The following is a 26,369-nucleotide window of genomic DNA, read 5'->3' on the forward strand; positions in this document are numbered from 1 at the left end:
GCACCGATCGGGGCGCACTTGAGCCACAATGCTTCTCAGAAGGCCAAGGAGAACTGTCATGTCCGATACCCCGAGGCCGCGGCCCTCGATTGGCGCCCTGCAGCCGCAGCTGGTGCAGTGGCGCCGCCACCTGCATCGATTTCCCGAACTGGGCTTCCAGGAGCAGGCCACCAGCCGCTTCATCGCCCAGAAGCTCGCCAGTTGGGGTATTGATGTCCAGACCGGGGTGGCGAAGACCGGGGTGGTGGCTACTATCGCAGGCCGGGGCGACGGGCCGGTGGTGGCGGTGCGCGCCGACATGGACGCGCTGCCGATTCTGGAGGGCAACCGGGTCGAGTACGCCTCCGAGAACACCGGCATCATGCACGCCTGTGGCCACGACGGCCATGTGGCCATCGCCCTGGGGACCGCCCGCTGGCTTGCCGAGCACCGCGACGCCCTTCCGGCGACTGTCAAAATTCTGTTCCAACCGGCCGAAGAAGGCCCCGGCGGCGCCAAGCCGATGATCGAAGCGGGGGCGCTCGCCTCACCCGATGTCGCGGCGATCGTCGGGCTGCACCTGTGGAACAACATGCCCCTCGGCCAGGTAGGGGTCAAGGGCGGGCCTTCCTTTGCCAACGCCGCCAAATTCAAGGCAACCATCCTCGGCAGGGGCGGCCACGGGGCCATCCCCCAGCAGACCGTAGACGCGGTGGTGGTGGGCGCCCAGGTGGTCAATGCTTTGCAGACGATCGTGGCGCGCAATGTCGATCCGTTCGAGCCGGCGGTGGTGACGGTGGGCAAATTCCAGAGCGGCACCAACTTCAACGTCATCGCCCAGAGCGCCTACCTCGAAGGCACCGTCCGCTGCTTCAGCCCCGAACTGGAAACCAGGCTTCCCGAGCGCATCGAGCAGGTGATCGCAGGCATCTGCCAGGCCCACGGCGCCAGTTATGAATTCGAGTACGACCGCCACTACCCGGTGCTGATGAACGATCCGGCCGTCGCCGAACTGGTGCGCTCGGTGGCGGAAGAATTTTTGGGCCGCGGGCGGGTGCGCCCGGAGACAACGCTGGGAGGTGAGGACATGGCCTTTTTCCTGCAGAAAGTGCCCGGCTGTTATTTCTTTTTGGGTTCGGCCAACCCGGAGCGCGGCCTCGATAAACCCCACCATCACCCCTGCTTCGACTTCGACGAGACGGCCTTGGGGTTGGGGGTGGAACTGTTCGTGCGCTGCCTGGAGCGCTTCTGGGAGCGGTCCATGGCAGAGTGAAAGCTATCCGGCTCGGGTGTTGGATACCAATATCCTTTCAGAACCGCTCGCTGCCGTCCCAAATTCTCAAGTTCTAGCTAAAGTTCTTCCCAGCATCTTCCATGCCCATCTGGTATGCCATGGCCGTTCTGCTCCTCTGCCTGGGGGCGCTCCCCGCCCGCGCCGCCGAGGTGGCGGATTTGGTGCTCACCAACGGCCGCGTCTGGACGGGGGTGCCACAGCAACCCTGGGTGGAGGCGATGGCCGTCGCCAAAGGCCGTATTCTCAAAACCGGCAGCCGCGAAGCGATAGGCAAACTCACCGGCCGCAAAACCCAGATCATCGATCTTGGAGGGCGCATGGCCGCCCCCGGCTTCAACGACGCCCATATCCACTTTCTGGGGGGCGCGCTGGATCTGGCGATTGTCGACTTGAACGGCACCACTTCCCTCGCCCAGATCCAGCGGCGGGTAGCCGAGTACGCCCGTGCCCACCCCGAGCGGGCCTGGATCGAAGGGGTGGGCTGGCAGTACAGTGCATTGCCGGGCGGGCGACTGCCGACGCGCGCCGACCTCGATGCGATCGAAGCGAAGCGGCCGGTGTTTTTGCGCTCCTACGACGGACACACCGTCTGGGTTAACAGCCGCGCCCTGGAGATAGCCAAAATCACCCCCCAGACCCGTGCGGAAGGCTTCGGTGAAATCGTCCGCGATCCGGTGAGCGGTGAAGCGACGGGTGTGCTCAAAGAATCGGCCGTCGGCCTGGTGCGCCGCCACATTCCCGAGCCCACCCGCGAAGAACAACTGGTGGCGTTGCGCGCCGGGATGAAACTGGCCGCTTCGCTGGGGATCACCAGCATCCAGAACGCCGGCGGCAGCGCCGAATCGTTTGCGCTCTACGAAGAACTGCTAAGGCGCGGGGAGTTGACCGTGCGCACCTCCGTCGCCCTCTCGGTGGGACCGCAGACGACCGATGCGGAACTCACTGAATTCGCCCGGATCCACGAGCGCTACAAAAACCACCCGATGCTCAGGGCCGGAGCAGCCAAACTGCTCATCGACGGGGTGATCGAGACCCACACCGCCGCCATGCTCACCCCCTACAGCGACAAACCCGACACCCGCGGGGAACCCGCCTACAGCGCCGAGGTCTTCAACCAACTCGCCCTGCGCGCCCACAAAGCCGGATTGCAGCTCTACACCCATGCGATCGGCGATCGGGCCGTGCGCATAGCCCTTGACGGCTACGAGTATGTCAAGAATATTGCCCAACCCGCCGATCCCCGCTTTCGCATCGAGCATATCGAAGTGGTCGCCCCCCAGGACATCCCTCGCTTTGCCCGCCTGGGGGTAATCGCTTCGATGGAGCCCATCCACGCCGATCCCGGTACGGTCGAAGTCTGGTCGCGGGCCGTGGGGCCTGAGCGCACCGAGCGCGCCTTCGCCTGGGCGGATCTGGCGGCCGGCGGCGCCCGGCTGGTCTTTAGCAGCGACTGGCCTGCCGCCATCAGCCTCGATCCGCTGCGCGGGCTGCACAGCGCCGTCAACCGCCGCACGCTTGAAGGCACCCCGCCCGGCGGCTGGGTGGCTCGCCAGAGGGTGGATCTGCAGCGGGCCTTGCGCGCCTATACCGCCGAGGGCGCTTACGCTTCGTTTGAAGAGAACTTCAAAGGCCGTATCGCCCCCGGCATGGCGGCGGACCTCGTAGTGTTCTCCCAAGATCTGTTCACCATCGATCCGCTGCAGATTGGCAGCACGAAGGTGGTGCTCACGGTCTTTGACGGCAAAGTGATCTACCGCGACGCCGAGCGCTTCGCAAACGGGGGAGAAGCCTCCCGCAATCCGAAGGAGCGCTTGCTACAATCCATGTGATACATGGAGGGTTGCCATGAGGCGACGCGGCCCCGACGGCCATTTCGTCCGCAACTATGCCCAGCCCAAGCAGAGCCGCACACTGCGCCTGACCGAGACCGCCTGGGCCGCGCTGGTCGAGTTGGCCCGGCAGCGGGGGATTAGCACTTCTGATCTGATTGAGCAGTGGGCGCGTGGGCAATTTGCCTTTCCGAGCGGGCCGATCGGGGACGATGGCGAGGCGAGGCCGGTGGGTGTCGGCGCTGCCCTCGCCGTGCGACCCTGCGACGAGCAGGCCGAAGGGGAGCAGGTCTCGAAGATTTTGGAGAGCATCACCGATGCCTTTTTTGCCCTCGACGAGCACTGGTGCTTCACCTATCTCAACCGGCAGGCGGAGCGGCTGCTTTCGCGCTCGCGCGAGGAGTTGATCGGCAAGAACATTTGGGTGGAGTTTCCGGAGGCGCTCGGCACGACTTTTGACAGAGAGTACCACCGGGCGGTCGAGCGACAGGTGCGCGTCGGGTTTGAAGAGTTTTATGCTCCCCTCGATATCTGGCTGGCGGTGCGCGCCTATCCGACCGCCAAGGGACTGGCGGTCTATTTTCTGGACATTGCCGAGCGCAAGCGCGCCGAACAGGCCCTGCTGGCCAGCGAGCAAAATTTTCGTTTCCTCGCCGATACGATTCCCCAGATGGTCTGGACCACCCGGCCGGATGGCTATCACGATTTTTTCAACCGACGCTGGTTCGAGTACACCGGCATGAACCTCGAGCAGACCCAGGGATGGGGCTGGAGCCATCTGCTGCATCCGCACGATCTGGACAAATGCCTGCACCTTTGGAAGTATTCCCTCGCCACCGGGGAGCCCTACGACATCGAGTACCGTTTTCGGCGCGCCTCAGACGGCGTCTACCGCTGGCAGCTTGGGCGGGCGTTGCCGCTGCGCGACCCCCAGGGAAACATCCTCAGGTGGTTCGGCACCTGCACCGACATCGACGATCAAAAGCGCGCCGAGCAGGAGCGCACCCACTTGCTTGAGCGCGAACGGCAGGCCCGGGCTGAAGCGGAGGCGGCCAACCGGGCCAAGGACGAATTTCTGGCGATGCTCAGCCACGAACTGCGCACCCCCCTCAACCCGATCATCGGCTGGACCCAGATGCTCAGGCGCGGCAATCTCACCCCTGAGATGCAGGCGAAAGCCCTGGAGACCATCGAGCGCAACGGCAAGCTCCAGAACCAGCTCATCGAAGATCTGCTCGATATTTCCCGCATTATCCGGGGCAAGTTCAGCATCGCCCCAATACCGATCGAATTGCCGCCGGTGCTGCATTCGGCAATAGAAGCGGTGCGCAACCTGGCCGAGCAGAAGGAAGTACTGCTGGACTGCCGGTGCGAGCCGTCGGCCTTGAACCGCCAAGTTTCCGCCGATCCGACCCGCCTGCAGCAGGTGATCTGGAATTTGCTCACCAACGCCATCAAGTTCACCCCCAAAGGCGGCCGGGTGGAAGTGGATCTAGCTGGCGACAGCGCCAATCTCTACGTTGCCGTGCGCGACAACGGCATGGGAATTGCGCCCGAGTTTTTGCCCTACATGTTCGAGCGCTTCCGGCAGGCGGACAGCCGCAGCACCCGCAAGGAGGGAGGATTGGGGCTGGGATTGTTCATCGTGCGCCACATCGTCGAATTGCACGGGGGAATGGTCCAAGCCGAGAGCGAGGGCGAGGGCAAAGGGGCCGTTTTTACCGTCGAGCTGCCGGCTCTGGGCGGATAATCAGCAACGAAAAATAGGGCAGCCGTTCGGCCGCAGCGGGCAGCCGCCGGTAGATCCGCTCTTCCTTTGCGCTTACCCAGCAGAGCAGGTGGGCCTGCTCCAGGCGGTCCGATGCCTTGAGCCATGTATAAACTTGCTCGTACACCGGAGCGACTTTGAGCAGCACGACGATGCGACCGGGGGCGCAGGCGGCTTCCAACTCCTCAATGCGGTGCATGGCAGGCAGGATAGTCAGGGTTTCATCGCCGATTGCGAGGGGCAATTGCAAAGCGGCGGCGGCGGCCAGCGGTGAGGCGATGCCGGGGATGATCCGGACGGCAACCTGGGCGTAGCGCTCCTGGAACTCCCGAAGGATATAGGTGAAGGTGCTGAACAAACTGACATCACCCTCGCTGATAAAGGCGACATCCAAGCCCAGCGCCAGATCCGCGTAGAGCGTATCGGCGGCTGCGCTCCAGGCTGCCGCGAGCACCGCCTCATCCGAAACGAAGGGTAAATAGAGCGGTGTAAGGCGCTGCTCGCGACGCAGATGGGGGGCTGCGATCCGGGCTGCCAGGCCGGGCCGGCCCGTGCGGTCCGCGGGGCAGGCCACCACCGCCGCCGAGCGCAGCACCCGCAGACCCTTGAGGGTGAGGAGTTCCGGATCGCCCGGGCCGACGCCGATGCCGTAGAGTGTGCCGAGGTTCACAGGGGCCGGGTGGAGCGCAACAAAAAGACCGGATTGAGGGGCACCAGCCGCGAACCGCTCGCAAGGCTCGCCGAGCGGGCAATCTGCAGATGGGTGTACTGCACGGACCAGCCCTGCTTGAGCAAGTAAGCCTGGGCGCTCACCAGTTGCTCGAGCCCGGCGAAACTGGCCACCAGGATCCCGCCCGGGCGCAGCCCGGCGGTGCAGGCTTCGAGGATGGCCACCAATTGGCGTCCGCCGCCGCCCAAAAAGATCCGATCCGGGGCGGGCAGTTCAGCGAGCACCTCCGGGGCGCGGGCGCGGCGCACCCGCACGTTGCACACCCCGAGGCGGGCACAGTTGGCCTCGATGAGCAGACAGCCCGCCTCGGTCTTTTCAATCGCGTAGACGCTGCCGCCGCCGATCAGGCGGGCCATTTCGATCGCCACCGAGCCGGTGCCGCTGCCGATATCCCAGCAGACCTGCCCACGCTCCAGTTGCAGATAAGCAATCGCCAGAACCCGCACTTCGTACTTGGTCATCAGGCCGGGTTTGTCCGAAAAAGTGACGAAGTGATCGTCGAAGATGCCCACGGCGGGCAGACTGGCCGGGGTGCGGGCGGGGGCGCGCTCCAGCAGCACCACGTTCGGCTCGCCAAAATCCCGCTCGCAGGCTTGCTCGCAGCCCAGGCATTCGACCTGCTCGTCCTCGGCGCCGAGCCGGGCGCACACCCACAGCCGGTACGGGGTCACCGGGGCGAGATCCAGCACGAAGCGGGCGATGCGCGCCGGGGTGTTGACCGGGTCGGTGAGTACCGCGACCAGTTCGGGAAGCGGGCGCAGGGCCTCGCCGAGCTTTTCGAGGGAGCGGCCGTGGGCGCTCACCACCGCTGCCTCCTGCCAGGGGAGCTTCGCCCGGCTGCAGGCCAGTTGCACCGAGCTGAGGTGCGGCATAAAGCGCACCTGCTCCCGGCCGAACCGTTCGAGCACCAGCCGTCCAATCCCGAAGTAGAGCGGGTCGCCGGTCGCCACCAACACCACCGGTGCCTCGGTGAGCGCCTGCTCCAGTTGCGCAAAAAAAGCGGCCAGATCGGCGCCCATTTCGATCCGCCCACTGCGCCCCGGCCACCAGCGCAACTGCTCGGCACTTCCGGCGATCACCGGGCTCTGGGCGATGAGGGCCTGGGTGTCCGCCGACAGTCCGCGGGGACCGTCCGCTCCGATGCCCACGATGGAAAGCAGGTGCATAAGCCGTACCGAGCCTCCCGGAACGCGGCGAGTATAACACCGCCATCCACCGATCTACCGGTCCATCAACCCCTCCTGAAGGGCCAGGATGGCTGCCTGGGTGCGGTCGCGCGCTCCCAGCTTGCGCAAGATCGTGTGCACATGTACCTGGACCGTACCCACCGAAATAAACAACTGCCGGCCGATTTGCTGGTTGCTCAGGCCGTTGGCAAGTAACCCCAGCACCTGCCGCTCGCGGGGAGTGAGCTGGTAGTCGCGCCGCTCAGGCTCAGGCCCTGAGCGCAGATAAGCGGCCACCCGGCCGTCCCACCAGACGTGGCCTGAACGCACCTGGAGGATCGCCTGCAGCAGTTGCTCCGGTTCGATGCCCTTGACGCAGTACCCGTCGATGCCCGCCTGCAACAATTGCTGCACCGACGGTCCGTCGGCGTGGGAGGTGAGCGCCAGAATCTTGATCCCCGGGTGGCGCTCCTTGAGGCTCGTCACGATCTCCCGCGCCCCCATCGCCCCCGGTAGACCGAGATCGAGCAGCACCACATCCGGCTGCATTTGCAAACAGAGCGCCAGGGCGATTTCGCCTTCACCAGCCTCCCCAACCAGTTCGGCTACCCCGCTTTGCTCAAAAATGACCCGCAGGCCCACCCGGAACACCGGGTCGTCCTCGATGAGCAGTACCCGGGTTTTTCTAGTCATGGCCTTGGTCGGTCTTAGGTAACGCCATCACAAAAGTGCAGCCTTCGTCGCGGTTGTTGACCGCCCAGATGCGCCCGCTGTGGGCTTCGACGATCTGCCGGCTCAGATAGAGCCCCAGTCCCGTCCCCAGGCTCTGGCGCGTCAGGGGCGATTGGTAGAATTGCTCGAAGATCCGATCGAGATCACCCTCGGGAATGCCGGGGCCGCAGTCGCTCACCTGAATTTGATATTCGGCAGTACGGCTTTCCACACGCACCTGCACGGTGGAACCCAGGCGGGTGTAACGCACGGCGTTGGCCACCAGATTGGTGATCGCCCGGCCGAGCTGCAGCGGGTCCGCCTCCACCTGCGCCCCTTCGAGCCCTTCGTAAACCAATGTCACCTGGCGTGCCCCCGCCGGGTCGATCCACTGGGTGACCACCTCCGCCGCGAGGGCATCGAGGTCGGCGCTGCGGCACCTCAGCCCCAGGGGCTCCCGCTCGTTGCGGTAGATAGTCAGCAGCGTATCGGTCAATTCCAAAAGCGTCCCGAGCGAGCGCTCGAATAGCTGCACCACCTGGCGCTGGGCGTCGGTGAGCCGGCCGAATTGCCCCTGGGCAAAAAAGCGCAGCGTCTGGGCCATACCCTGTAGCGGTGTCTTGAGATCGTGGGTGAGGGCGGCGGTGAAATTTTCGTAGGCGCGCAGCAGTTGTTGCTGGCTTTGCACCCGAAAGCGCTGCTCCTGCGCCTCGCGCTGGGCCTGGCGGTAGCGAAGACTCAAAGTGCCCACCGTCCAGAGGGCCGAGCAGATAATCAATCGGTTCACCAGGGTGAGGCTGTTGAGTTCAAAGGTGGGAACAAACAGCCCCAAAATCGTCGAAACCAGGCTCAAAAATGTAATCCATTGCGTCTGCCGCTCCGAAAAATGGTTGGCGGCAATCAATATTGGCACGGCGTACAGATAGCTGAATATGTAACCGGTTGGAGCGAAATACTCCACCGTTTCGACAAACAAGATCAAGGCGACAATGCCGTACAGCGCCCGTCGGCGCGGCTCCTGAAGCTTGAATGCGGTGTACATGGCCGAATGCTCGCCCTCACTACCGTTGGCCGTGGCATCTATATGAATTCATATATATGGAGCCTCTAGAATTTCCCCATAAAGGATGACATGGTTCGTCACATCCAGCACAATCGGGACGACGACTTTCAAGAGCTGACCTTGTTTTATTTTCTGCATTAGGGCAGTGGCTTCGTTCTGAGACTGGCGACGGCTATTTGAAACTGGTCGATGGGAGTATGCCTGTGACGAAGATAGCAGCGTATCGTATATTTTGCTCCGGAAGCCATTTCGGGGCATGCTCTATTCAAAATTACAACTATGCCCTCGGTAATCTTTGAGATTTTGATTGTCCTGGTGCTGGTCGTCGCCAACGGTGTGTTTGCGATGTCCGAGATGGCGGTGGTCTCCTCGCGCAAGGCGCGTCTGCAGCAGATGGCCGGCGAGGGCAACACCGGTGCGCGGGTGGCTGTGGAGTTGGCCGACGCGCCCAACCGTTTTCTCTCGACGGTGCAGATCGGGATCACGTTGATTGGTATTTTTGCCGGCGCCTACGGCGGGGCGACGATTGCAGGCACCCTGGCGCCACAGCTTGCGCGGGTAAGCTGGCTCGCTGCCTACAGCGAGGCGCTGGCCTTCGTCCTGGTGGTCGGCACCATCACCTATCTGTCGCTGGTTCTGGGGGAATTGTTGCCCAAGCGCCTGGCCCTGAGTAACCCCGAGCGCATTGCCGCGCGCATCGCCGTTCCGATGAGTGTGCTCTCGCGCGTCGCCGCTCCACTGGTCAAACTGTTGAGCCTCTCGACCGATCTGGCCCTCAAGGCGCTCGGAGTCAAACCCTCTGCGGCGCTTGCCGTCACCGAGGAGGAAATCCGCCTGCTCATCGAGCAAGGCACCGAGACCGGCGCCATCGCCCACAGCGAACAGGATCTGCTCGAGCGCGTCTTCAGCTTCGGCGACCGGCAGGTGGCGGCGCTGATGACGCCGCGCCCGGACATCGTCTGGCTCGATCTCAAAGATTCCGAAGCGGAAAACCGGCGCAAACTCGCGGCGTTTCACCACTCGCAGTTCCCGGTGTGCCTGGGAGAACTCGACAAATTCCTGGGGGTGGTCCGGGTAAAGGATCTGTTCGAGCGCTTGCTCGCCGCTCGGCCGCTCACTCTGGAGGAAGCTTTGCTCCAGCCGCTGGTGGTACCGGAGACGGCACCCGCCCTGGTGGTGCTGGAGCAGTTCAAAAAGTCGGGGATCCACATGGCGCTGGTGGTCGATGAATTCGGGGGTGTCCAGGGTCTGGTCACCCTCACGGACATCCTCGAAGCTCTGGTGGGAGATTTGCCTGTGGACGGCACGACCGATGAGGCGCAGGCGGTGCGGCGCGAGGACGGCTCGTGGCTGGTGGACGGGTCGTTGAGCCTCGACGAACTGGAGCACCTGGTCGAACCGTTGCCCGAGCTGCCGCGCGTCGGCTATCGGACCGTCGGGGGCCTGGTCATGGCCCAACTGGGCCGTATCCCGAAAGCAACCGACCACTTCAATCTGGGGCCGTGCCGCTTCGAAGTCGTCGACATGGACGGCAACCGCGTCGACCGGGTGCTCATCACCACCTTGGGGGCCGGGGCCGAACGAGATTCGCCGCCTTGAGGGAACGCGCTTCAAGGCAGCTGAAGCAGGACCAATAGGGGGAAGCATGACGTCGGTATTGAAGCCTGAAGAGGAACAAGCTCAGAAGAAGCCTGGGCTGCTCAAAAAGTGGATTTACGGAGCGCTCAAGGCCCGGTTGCTCGCAGCACTTTTGCTCGTGACGGTCGTGGGTCTCGGGATCAATTCGCTGACGCGCTTTCCCATCGACGGTCTGCCGGACATCTCCAACGTCCAGGTGCAGGTGATCACCGAAGCACCGGCCCTGGGGCCGCAGGAAGTCGAGCAGCTGATTACCTTTCCGGTCGAAATTGCCCTGACCGGCATGCCCCGTCTTACCCAGATGCGCTCGATCTCCAAGTACGGTCTGTCGCAGATCACGGTCGTCTTCGAGGACGGCACCGACGTCTATTTTGCCCGCCAACTGGTCAACGAACGGCTCAAGGGTATCGAAGCGTTGCTACCCGGCGGTTCTGAGTCCCCGGTACTGGGACCGGTGAGCACTGGCCTCGGGGAAATCTTCATCTTCGAATTGCAGGGGGAAAGCCGCTCCCCGATGGAATTGCGCACGCTCATGGATTGGACGGTGATCCCCCGCCTCAAGTCGGTCCCGGGCGTGGCGGAAATCAACCCGATGGGCGGCTTCGTCAAGCAATATCAGGTCCGCCTCGATCCGCTCAGGCTGTTGGGCTATGGGATCACACCACAGCAGGTCTTTGACGCCCTTGCCACCAACAACGCCAACTCCGGGGGCGGCTATCTGAGCAGCCAGCGCGGCGAGCAGACGATTATCCGCGGCGAAGGTCTGGTGATCACCACCGACGACATCTCCCGGGTGATCGTCGATCGCTCCGGCGGCACGCCCATCTACGTACGCGACATCGCCACGGTCGAAATCGGCAACCAGCTTCGGCAGGGTGTGGTCACCCGCGACAGCACCGACGGGGCAGTGATCGCCACGGTGCTGATGCGCGCCGGTCAGAACGCCAACGGTGTCGTCAAAGACGTCAAAACGCGCGTCGCCGAGATCCAAAAGGAGTTGCCCGAAGGGGTCCAAATCGTCCCCCACTACGACCGCACCCAGCTCATCACTGCCGCCATCAAGACCGTCGCCCTCAACCTCACCGAGGGCGCCCTACTGGTGACGGCGATCTTGCTCATCATGCTGGGCAATGTGCGCGCCTCGATCATCACGGCCCTGATCATTCCCCTCTCGATGCTGCTGGCGATCACCGGCATGGTGATCGGCGGCGTGAGCGGCAACCTGATGAGCCTGGGGGCCATTGACTTTGGTCTGCTCGTCGACGGTGCCGTCTTCATGGTCGAGAACATCATCCTCAGGCTTTCCGAGCAGCGCCCCGAGACTCCCAAAGAGCGCATGGCGGTGATCGGAGCGGCCTCGGCGGAGGTGGCCAAGCCGGTGGCTTTTGCGATCACGATCGTCACGGTGGTCTACATCCCGATCTTTGGTCTGTCGGGTGTGGAGGGTAAGCTCTTCCAGCCGATGGCCTTCACAGTCATCCTGGCCTTGGTGGCCTCGCTGGTGCTGACGCTGACCTTGGTGCCGCTTGCCTGTTACTTCGCCTTTGCCAAAAAGCCCCCCGAGGAGCGCGAGACGCTGGTGCTCGGGTGGGTGCGTCCTCCTTACGAGTGGGTGCTCGGGCGGTTGATGGGCCGGTGGTTGCCGGTGTCGCTTGCTTCGTTTGCGATCTTCGCCGCCTCGCTGACCTTGGTGCCGCTATTGGGTTCGGAGTTTGTTCCCAACCTGGCGGAAGGATCGCTGGTCATCAACGTGCGCCGTCCGCCCGCCGCCTCTCTCGACGAAGGCGCCCGCCAAACGAAGATCATCGAGCGGGTCGTGGGCGAATTTCCGGAGGTGAGGACCATCTTCTCGACCACCGGCCACCCGGAACTGGCCACCGACACCAACAAATCCGAAAACTCCGACGTCTTCGTGATGCTTAAGCCCCAGAAGGACTGGAAGACGGCCAAGACCCAGGAAGAGCTGGTAGCAAAGATAGAAAAGCGCCTGGAGGGAGTGATCCCGGGGATCACGATCGCCTACACCCAACCCATCCAGCAGCGCGTCAATGAACTGCTCTCCGGCGACCGCCTAGACGTCGCCCTGCGCATCTACGGCCCCGAACTCGACGTGCTCAACAACGCAGCCACCCAGGCGGCAAAGGCGATCAAAGCAGTGCCCGGGGCGGCGGACGTGCGCGCCGAGACGATCACCGGCCTGCCGGTGCTCAACATCAAAGTCGACCGCGAACGCCTCGCCCAGTACGGCATCAACGTGCGCGAGGTGCTCGACACCATCGAGGCAACCCGCGCCGGCAAGGTGGTGGGCACCGTCTACGAGGGGCGGCAGCGCTACGCCCTGGCGGTCAAATTCGACGAGGGGGCCATCGCCGATGTGGACGCGGTGCGCCGATTGCCGGTCTCCACCAAAGACGGCGGCATCGTACCCCTGGAGACAGTCGTCGATGTGACGGTGGGCGACGGTCTTGCCCAGGTCTCCCACCGCGAGGGCGAGCGGGTGATCACCGTCGGCATGAACGTGCGCGGGCGCGACTTGGGCTCGTTTGTCGCCGCCGCCCAGGCGGCAGTCGAGCAGACCGCACAGTTGCCCAAGGGCTACCGGTTGGTCTGGGGCGGCCAGTTCGAGAACTACCAATCGGCCCTCTCGCGGCTGCAGATCCTGGTACCGCTGGCCTTGGCGCTGATTTTCGTGCTTCTGTACAGTTCCTTCGGCAACCTGCGGCCGGGCATCTTGATCTTCCTCAACGTGCCCTTCTCGCTGGTAGGGGGCCTGGTGGCCCTGTACCTGCGGGGCTTTCCCCTCTCGGTCTCGGCCGGGGTGGGCTTTATCACCCTGTTTGGCGTCGCGGTGCTCAACGGCATCGTGCTGGTCTCCACCATCCGCGACATCGAGGAGGCAGAAGGGATCGGGCCGCGCGAGGCGGCTCTCAAAGGGGCCAAAGAGCGCCTGCGTCCGATTCTTTCTGCCGCCCTACTCGCGTCGATCGGCTTTATCCCGATGGCGATTGCCTCCAGCGCCGGGGCAGAGGTGCAGCGCCCCCTGGCTACGGTGGTCATCGGCGGGCTGGTCACCTGCACGCTCTTTACACTCTTTGCCCTGCCGGTGCTCTACCCGCTTATCTGTGGTCCGTCGGGTTCCAGCGGCGGCAATTCCCTCTGGGCGCGTTTGCGCAAGCTGCTGCCTGGAGGCTCGTCGAAGCGAACCAATCAGCCGGAAGCACCCCAGTCCGGGTGATATCGCATAGGTATCGGTAGTCTGAACTGGCAGGGTGTGCATTAGGAAATGGTGGTTCTCTATGTATGTTGTTGGCGACATATATAGAAAATGGCGGTTCTCTATGTATATTAGACCTCTTGCATGAACCGGATTGCGGAACGAGTTTCCAATGGTTTGAGCTGTTTATCTTGGCATTCGCGCAAGAGGTCTATTATCTGGAACGCGTCAGCTATATGGTGGAGGCTGAACGTTCGTCCAGTTCTGCACTCGGGCTGTTTGACGAGGCTACTCCTCCTGGGAAGTCACCGTCGGCACTTGCTGTAGCAACCCCCGCAATTGCTCAATCGATTCGGCGCTGCCGCAGACCATCAGGCGATCCCCGGCCTGCACGACCGTGTCGGCGTTGGGGAAGCGGACCATTTTGCCGGTGCGCTGCACCGCCTGCACCAGCACGCCGTGGCGGCGGCGCAGATCTACATCCGCCAGCGTCTGACCATCCAGGAACGAATTTTTGGGCACCTCCACCCAGCGCTCGGGGCGGCCGATGCTCGCTTCCGCCCGGCCTTCGAGCAGTTCCTCGAAAGCTTTGTCCTCTTCGACATTGCCCACGGCGAGTACCCGGTCGCCCGCCTGCAGGACCGTCTGCGGACCCGGGTAGCGGTTGGTCTCGCTGCCGTTGCGAATGGCCATCACCGAGACACCGGTAAGGCGGCGGATATCGGCCTGGGCGAGGGTGAGGCCCACCAGCGGCGAGTTGGCTTTGACGGTAAACCAGTTGCCCTCCAGACCTTCCACGGCTGCTTCCAGTTCGTTGGCAACCATGAAGTCGGGTCTATCGGGCAGAATCGAGCGGTAGCGTGTCTCGCGGCAGGCCACCACTTCCTGCTGTACATCGCGCACGCCGAGGCCGAGGCCGATGAGCATGTGCGATCCCATCGCCAGGGCCGACTCGAACTCGGGCTGTACGACTTCGCGCGCTCCCAACTGGTAGAGCGCGTCGATTTCGGAATTGGCGTGGGCACGCACAGTGATATCGATTTCCGGCGCGACGCTCAGCACGCGCTTGAGGGTAAGACGAGTCGCCATCGGGTCCGGCAGGGCGATAGCCATCGCCCGCGCCTGCTCCAGGTGCGCCTTTTCGAGCACCAGTTCGCTGGAGGAGTCCCCGTAAAGGTAAGGAATTTGTTGTTTGCGCAGGCTTTCGGTGGTGGCCTCGTTGTTGTCGATGACCAGCACGGTGTGCCCCTGGGAGCGCAGCATGCGCACCAGCGTCTCGCCCACACGTCCGTAGCCTGCCACCACGATGTGATCGCGGATGCCCTCTTCGACGGCGATCGCCTTTGGCGCTTCGCTCGCGCGCAACGCTTTGCCGACCACAGGCAGCGACTCCAGGGCGTTGAAGATCATCGGCGAGGACTTGAGCACAAACGGGGTGACCACCAGCGTCACCGCCGTCGTACCGACCGTCAGACCGTACAGTTCCTGCGAAAACAGCCCCAGCCCCTGGGCCACCCCGGCGAGCACAAACGAAAATTCGCCAATCTGGTTGAGCCCTAATCCGACGGTGAGCGCCGTCTTGAACGGGTAGCCGAAGATCATCACAACGGGCGTCACGATAAGCGCCTTGCCCACCATGACGGCCGCCACCAACCCAAGTAACGTCGGGGCGTTGTTCCACAAAAAGATTGGGTCGATCAGGCTGCCGATCGAGGCGAAAAAGACCGTCGCAAATATGTCGCGCATCGGCAGCACCCGGTCGAGGGCCTGATCGGCGTACTCGACTTCGGAGATCATCAATCCCGCCACGAAGGCGCCCATCTCGATACCCAGGCCGATGGTCGAGGTGACCAGCGCCACCCCCAGGCAGAGGGCAAAGACCGTGAGCACGAACAGCTCCTGGGAGCCCGTGCGCGCCACCTGGCGCATCAGAGGCGGAATGAGCCAGATACCGGATACCACCGCCCCGGCAATAAACAACACCGATTTGAGCAGCGCCCACAGCAAGGCCCCACCTAGGGCCTCGGGCGGTTGGGTGAGGGCGGGCAGCACCGCGAGCATCAGGCCCAACCCCAGGTCTTGCACGATGAGAATCGCGAGCATCGCCTGGCCGTGGGCGGTCTGCACCTCGTTGCGCTCGATGAGGATCTTGAGCACCACGGCGGTCGAAGACAGCGACAGCACCGCCCCCAGGAAGATTGCCTTCGGAATGGTGTCCACCCAGCCGGTGAGATAGGCGAGGCCGCCTCCCAAAAAGATCGTGAGCAACACCTGCAGGCTGCCCCCGCCCAAAGCGATGTTGCGGACCTTGTTGAGTTCTTTGATCGAAAATTCGACCCCCAGGGCAAACAGCAGCAACGCCACCCCCACCTCAGCCAGGGCCTTGATGGCGCCTTCATCCCCCACCAGCGACAGCCCCGCCGGTCCCACCACCATGCCCCCGAGCAAGTACCCCAGAAGCACCGGTTGACGCAGGCGGCTCGCCAGAAAACCCCCGGCCGCTGCCGCCCCGAGCACGGTCACGATATCGACGATAAGTTGTAACTCCGATGCCATCTCTACCTCACCCACGCCTGGTCACTGACTAGAAGCACAAATAGGAAAACCGCTATTCATGCCACCAGCTTAATCAATGCCTCGTCGGTGCAACGGTAGCCAAAGCGCGGCTCTTCCTCAGGAAGCGGCGGTGCTCAGAGCCATCAAGGCGTTGACGATGGCCGCCGCCACCGGCGAGCCGCCTTTGCGCCCCTCCACCCGGATCTGGGGAATAGCCAGACTGGCGAGGGCTTTTTTGGCGGGGATCACCTGCACAAAACCCACCGGCACGCCCACCACCAGCGCCGGATGTGCTCGGCCTGCACGGATCGCCTCCACCAGCGCCAGCAGGGCCGTAGGAGCGTTACCGATGACGTAAATGGCTTCGGGATAGCGGGCGCTAAGACCGAGCAAGCCTGCCTCCGTGCGCGTCTGACCCGCCTGCGGGATAATCCCCGCTTCCAGCGCGCAAATAAGAGGATGATCTCCAAGGCTGCCGGCCACGCCGACTTTGACCATCTGCACATCGACGATCACCGGGGTTTGTGCCCGAATGGCGGCAAGGGCGGCGGGGATCGCTCCGTGCTCAAAGCGCAACAGGTGTTGGTACTCGAAGTCGGCCGTCGCGTGGATCACCCGCCGCACGATCTGATATTCGGCGGGTGGGAAGGCGTGCTCGCCGATTTCAGCATCGATGATGGCGAAACTTTCGGCGGTGATTGGGTGAAGGTCCATGCCTTCTAATGATCCCACGACCGCCCGATTGGTGGCACGATGGCCTGGTAGCGCGAGGCCCGACCATGACCGATGCCGACACCGCCCACAAACTCAAAATGGAGCGCCGCAAGCAGGTGCAGGAGCAGCGCCTGGCCGAGCGCGACCGCAAAAAGGGACTGCTCATCGTCTACACCGGTGACGGCAAGGGCAAAAGTTCGGCGGCCTTCGGCATGATCTTCCGTTCACTGGGCCACGGCCTGCCGGTGGCGGTGATCCAGTTCATCAAGGGTGCCTGGGAACCGGGAGAAGCCAAACTGCTCGGCCGCTTCCCGGAGCTGGTAGTCTTTCGGGCGATGGGCGAAGGGTTTACCTGGGAGACCCAGGATCGCGGGCGCGATATCGCCAAAGCGGGTGAAGCCTGGGAGGCGGGACTGGAACTTATCCTGGCGGGCCGACACCACATCGTGCTGCTCGATGAAATCAACGTGGCGATGAAACTGGGATATCTCGATCCCAATCAAGTCCTGGCGGGCCTGGCGCGCAAGCCCGAGATGGTCCATGTCGTGCTCACCGGCCGCGGCGCCCCGGAGAGCATCATCGAAGCCGCCGATTTGGTGACGGAGATGAAACTGGTCAAACACCCCTTCCGCAGCCAGGGGATCAAAGCGCAGCTGGGAATAGAGTATTGAGCCAGTACACGACCTTGCGATGGTCAGACCCGCCGTGCCTGTCAGTGTCATCTCCAAAAACGGTGTCCCTATTCGGCTGACGGAGGAGCGATGGGAGCATATCATTGAGCAACACGCGGAACTCAAGGATAGCAAGTCTCAAATCTTGCAAGCGATTGGCGATCCTCAGCGGGTCGTAGCAGGCACGGGTGGGGAGCTGTTAGCGGTCAAACCGATTCAGTCCGAAAAACAACTCGTTGTCGTGTACCGGGAGTTGAAAGACGATGGATTTATCATCACCGCTTACACAACCAGCAGAACCCAGCCACTAGATCGAAGAAAGCAGTTATGGCCACCACTAATATAGACGATTACTTGAACGTGCTTCCGCTGGAAAAGTTGGCGGGAAAGCAGGATTTCTGGTCATTCTACGACTCTGAAGCCGACACGTTGTATTTCAATTTCAAAAAGCCAAGTGTCGCTACCGATAGCGAGCTCACTGACGATGACGTGATCATTCGATACGAAGGCGATCAAGTCGTTGGCTTTACGGTTCTCCATGCAAGCAAACGTGGCGGAAGTCTCCCGGTTCAAATTGTTTTTGCACAGCAGCTCAAACTCCTGGAAACATATTTACTGATTCTCCGCAAAATGAAATTTTTGCCCACGCTAATCTGGTGGCGTGTGAATGGTATAAACTGGATGTTTTGGCTGGGGTATCCTGTCTTCCGGCCCTTGTTGTTTTTGCTAATTACTAGCCACATTAGACGTATTCTTGTTCCCCTCGAAAGAGTTTACAAATTAAATGCCTCTGCAAGCCCTTCAGAAGCCGTGAAAATTCAGTGGGTGGCGCTTCATGAAAGAGTAAAACTGATGCGCGAGGAAATTGGCGTCGTTATTGTCTCACCGTTGATGTTGACAATCCTTGGCCCGTTTGGCAGCGCTGGCCTGGCTGTAATAATTTCTTGGGAAACAATTAAATCATTAATGCAGGAGGGCATTCGCGAAAACGTACAAGACATTACAATTAATCTATTGTCGACCTATATATTTTATGTTGTTAATTTGATTTCAATCGCTCTGGGACTGCTCAGCATTGTCTTGGTAATTACTTTCTATGTCAAACGGAGATTGTTTAACGAACCTTACGTACAACTAGATGAACTCTTTCTAACACCAGTCTTAAAAAAGATTGTAGACCCAGCCACCGGTAAAAGTTTGTATCTTGAGGAGCAGAAGCTGTTTAAGGCGGTAGAAGAACCCTACCCCAACGAAAATCCTGTAGACCAGTTACTCTTAGGCTTTACCTACTTGTACCTGTGCTTGATAACCGCAAGTGGTTTCGGAATTTTAGCGTGGTTTATATATTCCAGAAACCATATCGTAGCGTACATTTATGGGTTCCTTTGTCTTATACCTATCTTGGCTGGCTTCCTACTGATTAGAGGGATCTGGCGAGAGATCAGAGAAAGACGGGCTACATAAACAGGTTTGGCTAGTGGAATCCATAGGAGCCCAGAGCGAGGGCTATCGAGTTTTAAGCGCTATCAGGAAAGCAGTACCCAGGAGCGCACAGATTGCGGATTTTGAGCGTCGAGACCCGACGCGAGACAAGGTCGATAACGCGGATGGCGTGGTTGTTGGTGTCGGCAATATAGATCCGATCGCCGTTGCGCCACAATCCGGCAGGCTCCCAGAAGCGCGCCTCGGCAAGGTCGCCGTCGAGATAGCCGCTGTCGATGTGGCCTGTGAGAGTCTCGCACCGCCCACTTTCGGGGTCGATGCGCTTGATTTTGTGGTTGTAGGTGTCGGTCAACCACAAAGTTCCACCGTCCCAGTGCACCCCAAGCGGGTGCTGCAACAGCACGGCTTCCCCTAAGCCGTCTTGATCCCCAAAGCCGAACAGGTCGCCTGAGCCGCACAGGAGTGCGGTGATATCTTCAGCAATGCCCACGGTACGCACGGAACTGCTTTCGGAGTCGGCGACGAACAACCTGTGATCATTGGTAGTGATCCCACTCGGTTGGGCGAAAGCGGAACCGTCGCGCGTACCGTTCAGGGTCGATTCGTGGCCGTTGCCGGCAAAGGTGCTGATTCTGCCGCTATGCGGGTCGCACTTCCAGATCTGGTGGGAACCGGCCATCGCCACGTAGAGCGCTCCATCCGCCACCACTGCGTCCCAGGGCGAATTGAGGGGAATCTCCAGACCTGGCCCTTCGACCTGGCCATAGCCCAGACTCTGCTCGCCGGTGCCTGCGAAGGTGCTTACCTGGCGGCGGACCAGGTCGATTTTGCGCAGCAGATGATTCTCGGTGTCGCAGACGAACAGCGTGCGGCCGTCCGCAGAAAGAGCCAGCCCCTGGGGAGCCCAAAATTCGGCCTCCTCGAAGTTGCCGTCGCGCCAGCCGGGGATGCCGGAGCCGATGCTCTCGTGGCTGGAGCCGTCCAGGCTGCTGGTCACGATGCGGTGGTGACCGCTGTCGCTGACAAACAGGCGATCGCCGTAAACGGTGAGTTTGCCGGGAAAGGCGAGGGGCGTGGGCGGGGCGGAAGCTTTTTCAAGGCGTGTGCGCAACCCACCGGGCAGCGGGCGGCCCTGGTTTGTCTGGCGCAAAACCAGTTCGCCGATCAGTTGATCGAGCAGGTCGCGGTTGCCCTCGCCGGAGGCGTGGCCCACGTAGTAACCGTCCGGGTCGATGAGCACCAGCGTCGGCCAGGCCCTGACCGTGTAGCTCTGCCAGATGGTGTGGCTCTCATCGACGATCACCGGATGCTCGATGTCGTGGCGCAAGATCGCCCGGCGGATATTGTCCAGGTCCTGCTCGTTGGCAAATTTGGCGGTGTGCACGCCGATCACCGTGAGGCTGTCGCGATACTTGTCCTCGAGGTATTTGAGATCCGGCAAGATGTGCAGACAGTTGATACAGCAGTAGGTCCAAAAATCGAGCAGCACGACCCGGCCGCGCAGTTCCTTCAGGCGTAGGGGCCTGTCGGTGTTGAGCCAGTGAAATTTTGGGGGCAGCTCGGGGGCGCGGACACGGGGGGTCTTGCTGGACACGGCGGTTCCCATGGGCACACTTTCAGCATGGCTTACCGGTGGGGCGATTGTCCCGGGCTGCACGGGCGGACTGCGAATGGCGGGTGGCCTATACTCGACAGTGCAAACGGGCATACAGGAGAGCAACCGATGGCAGGCACGGCCATTCGCTTCGGTACCGACGGCTGGCGGTCGATTATCGCGCGGGAATTCACCTTCGAGAATGTCACCCGCGTGGCGCGGGCTTCCGCTGAAATCCTTGCCGAAACTTTTGAAGGCGAGGGAATCGTCATCGGCTACGACCGCCGCTTTCTAGCCGACGAATTTGCCCGCACCGCCGCCGAAGCCGTGCGCAGCCTGGGTCTATCGGTGCTCTTGGCCGACCGCCCCGCCCCCACCCCCGCCTTCAGCTGGGCGGTCAAAAAACGCGGCGCCAAGGGTGCTCTGGTGCTCACCGCGAGCCACAACCCCGCTTCCTACTGCGGCATCAAGATCAAAGGCGCCTTCGCAGGGTCGGTCTCGCCGGAATTCACCCGGGCGGTCGAAGAGCGGCTCGAAGGTCCAGTACCTGCGGATCGGCCCCGGGGCAGCCTGGCGCTGTTCGATCCATGGATGGACTATCTGGCCCAGTTGCGCACGCGGGTGGACGTGGCTGCCCTGCAGGAAGCGAACCTGGCTATCTTTATCGATGTCATGCACGGCGTCGGCGCGGGGGGATTGCCCCACCTGCTCGGACCGAACGTGGTAGAAGTGCGCGAGCGCCACGATCCGCTTTTTGGCGGCACCCCGCCCGAACCGATCGGCCGCTACCTGATGCCTTTATTTCAGGCGGTGCGCGACTACCGGGGGAATCGGCCGGTGGTCGGTCTGGCCTTGGATGGCGACGCCGATCGGATCGCCGCCGCCGATCGCCACGGCCATTTTTTGAGCTGCCAGGTGCTCATTCCCCTGCTGGTGGACCACCTGGCCCGCCGCCGGGGACTCGCCGGCAAAGTCGTCAAGACGATCAGCGGCTCGGATCTGATTGCAAAGGTGGCCCGCGCCCGGGGATTGCCGGTCGAGGAGACGGCCATCGGCTTTAAGTACATCGCCGACGTCATGCTGCGCGAGCCGGTGCTCGTGGGTGGCGAAGAATCGGGAGGCATCGGCTATCTGGGCCACATGCCCGAGCGCGACGGGCTTCTGTGTGCGCTGTATCTAGTCGAGATCGTGGCGCAAACCGGCAAAGATCTGGGCGCTCTGTTTGCCCAATTGCAGGAGGAACTCGGTTTTCGCTCCCACTACGACCGGCAGGATCTGCGCCTGGCGGACGAAGCGTTCAAGCAGCGATTGCTGGGAGAGCTGGAAAACTCCCCCCCCAAAACGGTGGCCGGGCAGGCAGTGATCGAACACAGCGCTATCGACGGCCACAAATTTCGCCTCGCCGACGGGCACTGGTTGCTCGTCCGCTTCAGCGGCACCGAACCGCTGCTCCGGCTCTACTGCGAAGGCCCCGACCCCGCCCGGGTCACCGAGACATTGCAGTGGGCGGAGCGTTGGGCCACCGGCCCTGGGGTGCTATGCTGAGTAGCTGTGCCTGAAAGCGAAGTACCCATGTCCTTCAAAAAAATCGAGCGGACCAAAGAAATCGATCGCCGCCGCCACCGCAAAGCCAAACTCGCCAAACTGCGCGCCCGCTACCATGCCGCCAAGACCGAGGCGGAGCGCAAAGACATCTACAGTCGCGCCGCCCGCCTCTCGCCCTGGCTGAGCGTCGAAGAATTCGCCAACCCCTCTACCGCCGCCGTCACCTCGCAGTAGAGCCACCTACCCTGGGGTACATCCCGCCGATGGCGGCGGGGGGCGATGATGGCAGTGGTCGCAGGTGGGACACCCCGGGTTTGTCCGTCGATCGCGAATGTCTATTCAAGGAGTATTACAGCGATGTACCAGGCTATCGAGAGCTATCGCAATTTCTGGCTGCTCACCAGCGGCATCATCGACGGCGCCACCCGTGCCGTCGGCCTGCACCGCACGGTACCGCCTCTGTACAAAGGCGTCAAAATCGCCGGGATCCTTAACATCGCTGCCGCCACCGTGGTGATGGCGGTGATCGAAGAATCCAAGTGAGACTTTACTGATAGCGGATCATCTGGACGCGGTAGCGTCCTTTTTTGGTCGTATCCACCGGTCCCACCTCCAGGCGGCCCCGCCCGCGCAGGGTGATGCGGTCGCCGGTCTGGACGTTCTTGCTGGGCTGGGTGACGGTCTTCCAGTTGAGGGTCACCTCCCCCGCTTCGATCGATTCGACCATCTTGTTGCGGGATAAACCAAACCCGGCCGAACCGATGGCGTCGATGCGCAGCGACGCTTCGACCGAGGTGATTTCCTTGGTCTGGGGCGGCCGGATGCGTAGTTCCTCAAAGCCAATCGGCACCACCTGCACCGGCACCGTGCGCACGCTGGTGAGGCTAGTCTGCAAAAACGGCACCAGTTCAGGGGCCACCAGCGTCTGGGCGCCGCGATCCCCCAGCACCAGAATGTCCCCCACCTTGCCACGCACGATGCCGGTGCCCAGGATGGCCCCCAGAAAATCACGATGGCTTGCGGCGTCGAACAAAAAGTTACCGCGAATATCGACGGCAGCCAACGGAATGGCGGCGGTTTCGATGGCAATGTTATCGCGGGAAACCGCGATACGTTGGCGCTCGGCCTGGGAATAGCCGCCCCAGGCGGCGGCGTGCACCTCCACCAGACGCGAAAAGACATCGAGACATTCGCCCACTTCGGGAGGCGAGTAAAAGTCGGAGGTGACCACCGACCAGTCGCGCAGGGCCGTCTCGGCCAGATCGAGCACGCGCGCGAGCGCGTCGCGATGCTCGGCGCGCTTGAGCAATTCTTCGCGGGGCAAAGTGCTGGGCATGCCCTTGATTTTAGAGTAGGTGCTGGGGGAAGACGGTTGATTGCAAGCACTCAACACACTCTCAACACTTTCAAGCAAGTCGCCATGGCCTAACATCGAGAAAGTGGCCCTGGAGTTTCGCCCCAAGATCGCCGGCGAGGCAGGAACTCTCTACATCACCAAGGGGTCCACCGGCAGCACTCGAAATCACCGTCTAGTGCTCCTGCCAGCCGCAAAGCTCAAAGTGAAGCCACAACACTGGAAGCGTACTGCATCCCCCGATTCGTTTTTGATCAGCTCCTGCACGAGAAAGCAATCGGTGCGGGATGCGTTCCAATCATCCAAACCGTTCGCAAAAACACTGGGCAGTTTCAGCGCTTATCTGAGACGTTCGATTACCTGATCGATGCGCGCGGTGTTTCTGCGGGAGACGTGACTGCAATCGCGATTCGCGCTTATTGGACGTTCAACCGCCAGGACCTATCGGAAGTGGATTTGGCCGAAGCCCAAATCCACTTCGACCGTCGTTTGGGCGCGAGTGGATACGGTTGGATCTTTCCCGTTGCGACCCAGGGAGAATGTGTCAAATTGAATGTTGGGGTGGGAGCCTGGTTGGACGAATTGCAAAAGATCAACACGAATGTGATTCAGTTGTTCAAGCAATTCATCCAAAGCAACCAACAGACCCGACACTTGCTGAGTAAAGCCGTTCGCCAGGACGCGCCAAAAGTTTATCCGCTTGCGACTGCTCAAAAAGGGAATCGAGTCGCGGACGGTAATATTCTGAAGATCGGAGACGCTGCAAATCTGACCGATCTTTTGACGGGAGAAGGCATTGCGAATGCTGTACTGAGTGGGCTTTATGTTGCACAGGCGATTAACATGAGTCGCTCCTCAGAAGTGGCAGCAGCAAACTGGCAGTATCTCTACGAGTCTCACTTCGAGGCAGATCTACGGGCGGGTCTGCAAATCAAAGCGTTTAGAAAGTTCTCATGGATGAATACGCTGCTCATCTGGTCGATGAAACAGAATCCGCGCGTGGCGACTCAGGTGAGTCATGCCGTTGCGGGCCTGGTGCCGTATCACCAGGTGCTGCCTTCACTGAAGTACTGAAGCGCAACTCCTGCCGCCGAGGATCGGGGTGGGTTCCGCCGCAAAAAGGGTGGGCCTGGGTAGGTAGGAAGGCCGCGTACTTTCTCATCTGATCAACAGCTTGGAATCCCCCGGCATCCCATGGGATGCCGGGATCTGCCGTCCTTCCAGGCACGGGCGAAGCTTTCAGCACTTTTGTCGGTGAGCAAGGGCGATCAGCTGCCGGTCAGGCTGCGGTACACCGACTTTGCCGTCTCGCTGAGCGATTTGACCGCGTCTTTGGCCGTTTCGGCAATTGGGCGCTGCTCGTGCAGGAAGACGCGCGCCGCGTTGCGGCCGGGCATCCCCGAGACCGAACCGCCCGGGTGGGTGCCCGCGCCGCTCAGGTAGAGCCCGTCGATGGGCGTTTTGTAGTTGGCGATCTCGGGTAGCGGCCGGAAAAACATTAGGTAGTCGATGGTCATATCCAGGTGGTAGTAGTTGCCCTTGAGCGCCCCAAGCCGGTCGGCCAATTCCGCCGGACTCTCGACGTTGCGGGCGATGGTAGCTTTGTGGACGTTGGGGGCGTACTGGGCAAGTTTGTCGATCACCTGGTCGGCGACTTTGTTTTTCAGTTCATCCGTCCAGCCGGTGCCCATCTGGCCGGTGCCCTCCGCCCCGGCAATCTGGTAAGGAGCAAAAAATTCGATCCAGGCGGTGTGCTTGCCCTCGGGGGCAAGGCTCGGATCGAGCACGGAAGGCACCACGACATACATCGAAGGATCTTCGAGGGGAATTTTGCCCACGGCCGGATCGCTGTGGGCGATTTCGACTTGATCGACCGAATCGGCAATGAGGATCGAACCAATTAGGTACTCGTCGCGGTGCTGGTGGTGCTCGAAGCGCAGGGGCTCCGAAAGGGCGAGGTCGATTTTGAGAATCGTCTCGTTGCTGTTGCCGATTTTGCGCTCGACCCGCTCGCGCAGTTTGTCGTCGGCCCGATCGACATCGGCCGGATCGATCAGGTGCAAAAAGACGCGCTTGGCGTCGATGTTGGAGACGACGCCGTGGCGGGCGCGGTAGGCGCGGCCGTCGGCGGTCTCCACCCCCACCGCCCGGTTCTCCTCGACCAGGATGCGCCGCACCGACTGGTTGCAGAGGATTTCACCCCCCAGGCTTTCCACCAACCGCACCAGGGCCGCCACCAGCGCCCCGGTGCCGCCTCTGGGGCGGGCCATGCCCGGATTGTGGCGCATCGCCATCATCACCGCCCCGAAGGCGAGGGCTTTTTGGGAGGGCGGGGCGCCCAGTTCGGCGGCCAGACGGGCGAGGGGGGCTCGAACCAGTTCCAGGTCGAACCATTCCTCGAGCATGTCCCGGGGACTGGTCAGCAGGCTCTGGGCAAAATCGAGGGTCTTGTTCGGGCCGCCGATCACCGAGAAGAGATCCGCGAGTTTGGCGCCGTCGAAGTTGCCCGCGATGTCCAAAAGCGACTTGGGCGGGGCATTGAAGATCGGAATGAATACGCCCATCGCCCGCTGCCAAAAATCGATAAATTCGCGGTACTTGCGCGCGTCGCGCTCGCTGTAGCGGGCAATCTCCCCGCAGGTTTTATCCACGGAGCGGTGGGCCAGAAAGTAACGCCCGTCCGGGTGCGGGCAGAAGACGACCGGGTCGCAGTACAGGTATTCGAGGCCGAATTTTTCCAGTTCGAGTTCCTCGACCACCGGACCCAGGTGGATAAATTCGTGATCGATGGCGCAGAGGTTGAAGCGAAAGCCCGGCGCTTCGTCGGGCATCACCTCCTCGGTGGTCGCCGCCCCACCCGGGATCTCGCGTTTTTCGAGCAACAGGACGCTGTAGCCCGCCTTGAGTAGATATGCTGCACACACCAGCCCGTTGTGGCCGGCTCCAATGATGACGACATCGTAAGTATCCACGTCCGAACTCCCTGGCATCGCTCTGCGTTTCTTCACCAGATTGCGAAACGTTATCGAGCCTGTCGCCCACCGCCGGAGAGATTTCGGTCCGCACAGGTGAGGCTTGAACCTGAACAATCGGCCAGTAG

Annotated in this window: 20 protein-coding genes; 11 read left to right on the top strand and 9 right to left on the bottom strand. The window is 61.9% G+C overall.

Going from position 1 to position 26,369, the window contains the following annotated elements:
* Window positions 1-28: 28 nt before the first annotated feature.
* The 3 genes from GLL_RS01960 (at window position 29) to GLL_RS01970 (ending at window position 4,852) form a co-directional block, all read left to right on the top strand.
* Window positions 29-1,252 (top strand): M20 metallopeptidase family protein, encoded by a 1,224-nt coding sequence (locus tag GLL_RS01960; RefSeq protein ID WP_011140377.1) that lies wholly within the window; start codon window positions 29-31, stop codon window positions 1,250-1,252.
* Window positions 1,253-1,353: 101 nt separating this feature from the next.
* Entirely contained in the window at window positions 1,354-3,102 is a 1,749-nt protein-coding gene (locus tag GLL_RS01965; protein WP_011140378.1) for an amidohydrolase, read from the top strand.
* 16 nt (window positions 3,103-3,118) lie between these two features.
* A complete protein-coding gene (locus GLL_RS01970; RefSeq protein WP_011140379.1) occupies window positions 3,119-4,852 on the top strand; it encodes a sensor histidine kinase in 1,734 nt (577 codons plus the stop codon).
* Here the strand turns inward: GLL_RS01970 and GLL_RS01975 are convergent.
* The 4 genes from GLL_RS01975 to GLL_RS01990 are packed head-to-tail and all read right to left on the bottom strand — an operon-like array spanning window position 4,821 to window position 8,519.
* Entirely contained in the window at window positions 4,821-5,540 is a 720-nt protein-coding gene (locus GLL_RS01975; protein ID WP_011140380.1) for a precorrin-2 C(20)-methyltransferase, read from the bottom strand. The genes GLL_RS01970 and GLL_RS01975 overlap by 32 nt on opposite strands.
* Complete coding sequence (locus tag GLL_RS01980) at window positions 5,537-6,766, bottom strand: bifunctional cobalt-precorrin-7 (C(5))-methyltransferase/cobalt-precorrin-6B (C(15))-methyltransferase (protein ID WP_011140381.1); 1,230 nt, start codon at window positions 6,764-6,766, stop codon at window positions 5,537-5,539. Before GLL_RS01980 ends, GLL_RS01975 begins: the two co-directional genes overlap by 4 nt.
* Window positions 6,767-6,820: 54 nt before the next feature.
* Window positions 6,821-7,459 (bottom strand): response regulator, encoded by a 639-nt coding sequence (locus GLL_RS01985; RefSeq protein WP_011140382.1) that lies wholly within the window; start codon window positions 7,457-7,459, stop codon window positions 6,821-6,823.
* Complete coding sequence (locus GLL_RS01990) at window positions 7,452-8,519, bottom strand: sensor histidine kinase (protein ID WP_011140383.1); 1,068 nt, start codon at window positions 8,517-8,519, stop codon at window positions 7,452-7,454. The genes GLL_RS01985 and GLL_RS01990 overlap by 8 nt, the downstream gene beginning before the upstream one ends.
* Window positions 8,520-8,819: 300 nt before the next feature.
* Here GLL_RS01990 and GLL_RS01995 point away from each other — a divergent pair, with 300 nt between their 5' ends.
* Entirely contained in the window at window positions 8,820-10,139 is a 1,320-nt protein-coding gene (locus GLL_RS01995) for a hemolysin family protein (protein WP_011140384.1), read from the top strand.
* A gap of 46 nt (window positions 10,140-10,185) precedes the next feature.
* The gene (locus GLL_RS02000; RefSeq protein ID WP_011140385.1) at window positions 10,186-13,413 is read left to right on the top strand and encodes an efflux RND transporter permease subunit; all 3,228 of its coding nucleotides are present in this window, start codon (window positions 10,186-10,188) and stop codon (window positions 13,411-13,413) included.
* A 267-nt stretch (window positions 13,414-13,680) separates the two neighbouring features.
* Here the strand turns inward: GLL_RS02000 and GLL_RS02005 are convergent, their stop codons facing one another.
* Together GLL_RS02005 and GLL_RS02010 are read right to left on the bottom strand one after the other, a co-directional pair.
* Complete coding sequence (locus tag GLL_RS02005) at window positions 13,681-15,948, bottom strand: cation:proton antiporter (RefSeq protein ID WP_011140386.1); 2,268 nt, start codon at window positions 15,946-15,948, stop codon at window positions 13,681-13,683.
* A gap of 117 nt (window positions 15,949-16,065) precedes the next feature.
* Complete coding sequence (locus tag GLL_RS02010; protein WP_011140387.1) at window positions 16,066-16,662, bottom strand: precorrin-8X methylmutase; 597 nt, start codon at window positions 16,660-16,662, stop codon at window positions 16,066-16,068.
* Window positions 16,663-16,727: 65 nt separating this feature from the next.
* Here GLL_RS02010 and cobO point away from each other — a divergent pair, with 65 nt between their 5' ends.
* Window positions 16,728-17,333 (top strand): cob(I)yrinic acid a,c-diamide adenosyltransferase, encoded by a 606-nt coding sequence (cobO, locus tag GLL_RS02015; RefSeq protein WP_197530100.1) that lies wholly within the window; start codon window positions 16,728-16,730, stop codon window positions 17,331-17,333.
* A 327-nt stretch (window positions 17,334-17,660) separates the two neighbouring features.
* Complete coding sequence (locus GLL_RS02020; RefSeq protein WP_011140389.1) at window positions 17,661-18,797, top strand: DUF2283 domain-containing protein; 1,137 nt, start codon at window positions 17,661-17,663, stop codon at window positions 18,795-18,797.
* A gap of 52 nt (window positions 18,798-18,849) precedes the next feature.
* Here GLL_RS02020 and GLL_RS02025 read toward each other — a convergent pair whose 3' ends face one another.
* Window positions 18,850-20,382, bottom strand: a complete 1,533-nt coding sequence (locus tag GLL_RS02025) for a thioredoxin-like domain-containing protein (RefSeq protein ID WP_164928511.1) — start codon at window positions 20,380-20,382, stop codon at window positions 18,850-18,852.
* A 117-nt stretch (window positions 20,383-20,499) separates the two neighbouring features.
* Here GLL_RS02025 and GLL_RS02030 point away from each other — a divergent pair, with 117 nt between their 5' ends.
* From GLL_RS02030 to GLL_RS02040, 3 genes are all read left to right on the top strand, one after another.
* Window positions 20,500-21,915, top strand: a complete 1,416-nt coding sequence (locus GLL_RS02030) for a phosphoglucomutase/phosphomannomutase family protein (RefSeq protein WP_011140391.1) — start codon at window positions 20,500-20,502, stop codon at window positions 21,913-21,915.
* 27 nt (window positions 21,916-21,942) lie between these two features.
* Window positions 21,943-22,149 carry a DUF6800 family protein gene (locus GLL_RS02035; protein ID WP_164928404.1) on the top strand — a complete coding sequence of 69 codons (207 nt, stop codon included), beginning with the start codon at window positions 21,943-21,945 and terminating at the stop codon, window positions 22,147-22,149.
* 123 nt (window positions 22,150-22,272) lie between these two features.
* Window positions 22,273-22,458 carry a hypothetical protein gene (locus tag GLL_RS02040; protein ID WP_164928512.1) on the top strand — a complete coding sequence of 62 codons (186 nt, stop codon included), beginning with the start codon at window positions 22,273-22,275 and terminating at the stop codon, window positions 22,456-22,458.
* A 4-nt stretch (window positions 22,459-22,462) separates the two neighbouring features.
* On the opposite strand, the gene GLL_RS02045 is transcribed toward GLL_RS02040, so the two are convergent.
* Window positions 22,463-23,251, bottom strand: a complete 789-nt coding sequence (locus GLL_RS02045; protein WP_011140394.1) for a photosystem II S4 domain protein — start codon at window positions 23,249-23,251, stop codon at window positions 22,463-22,465.
* 411 nt (window positions 23,252-23,662) lie between these two features.
* On the opposite strand from GLL_RS02045, the gene GLL_RS02050 reads away from it, so the two are divergent.
* A complete protein-coding gene (locus GLL_RS02050; RefSeq protein WP_011140396.1) occupies window positions 23,663-24,343 on the top strand; it encodes a hypothetical protein in 681 nt (226 codons plus the stop codon).
* Window positions 24,344-24,537: 194 nt separating this feature from the next.
* On the opposite strand, the gene crtO is transcribed toward GLL_RS02050, so the two are convergent.
* Window positions 24,538-26,241: a beta-carotene ketolase CrtO gene (gene crtO, locus GLL_RS02055; protein WP_164928513.1), complete on the bottom strand. Its 1,704-nt coding sequence runs from the start codon at window positions 26,239-26,241 to the stop codon at window positions 24,538-24,540.
* Window positions 26,242-26,369: the final 128 nt, after the last annotated feature.

The sequence above is a fragment of the Gloeobacter violaceus PCC 7421 genome (assembly GCF_000011385.1).
GTDB lineage: Bacteria > Cyanobacteriota > Cyanobacteriia > Gloeobacterales > Gloeobacteraceae > Gloeobacter > Gloeobacter violaceus.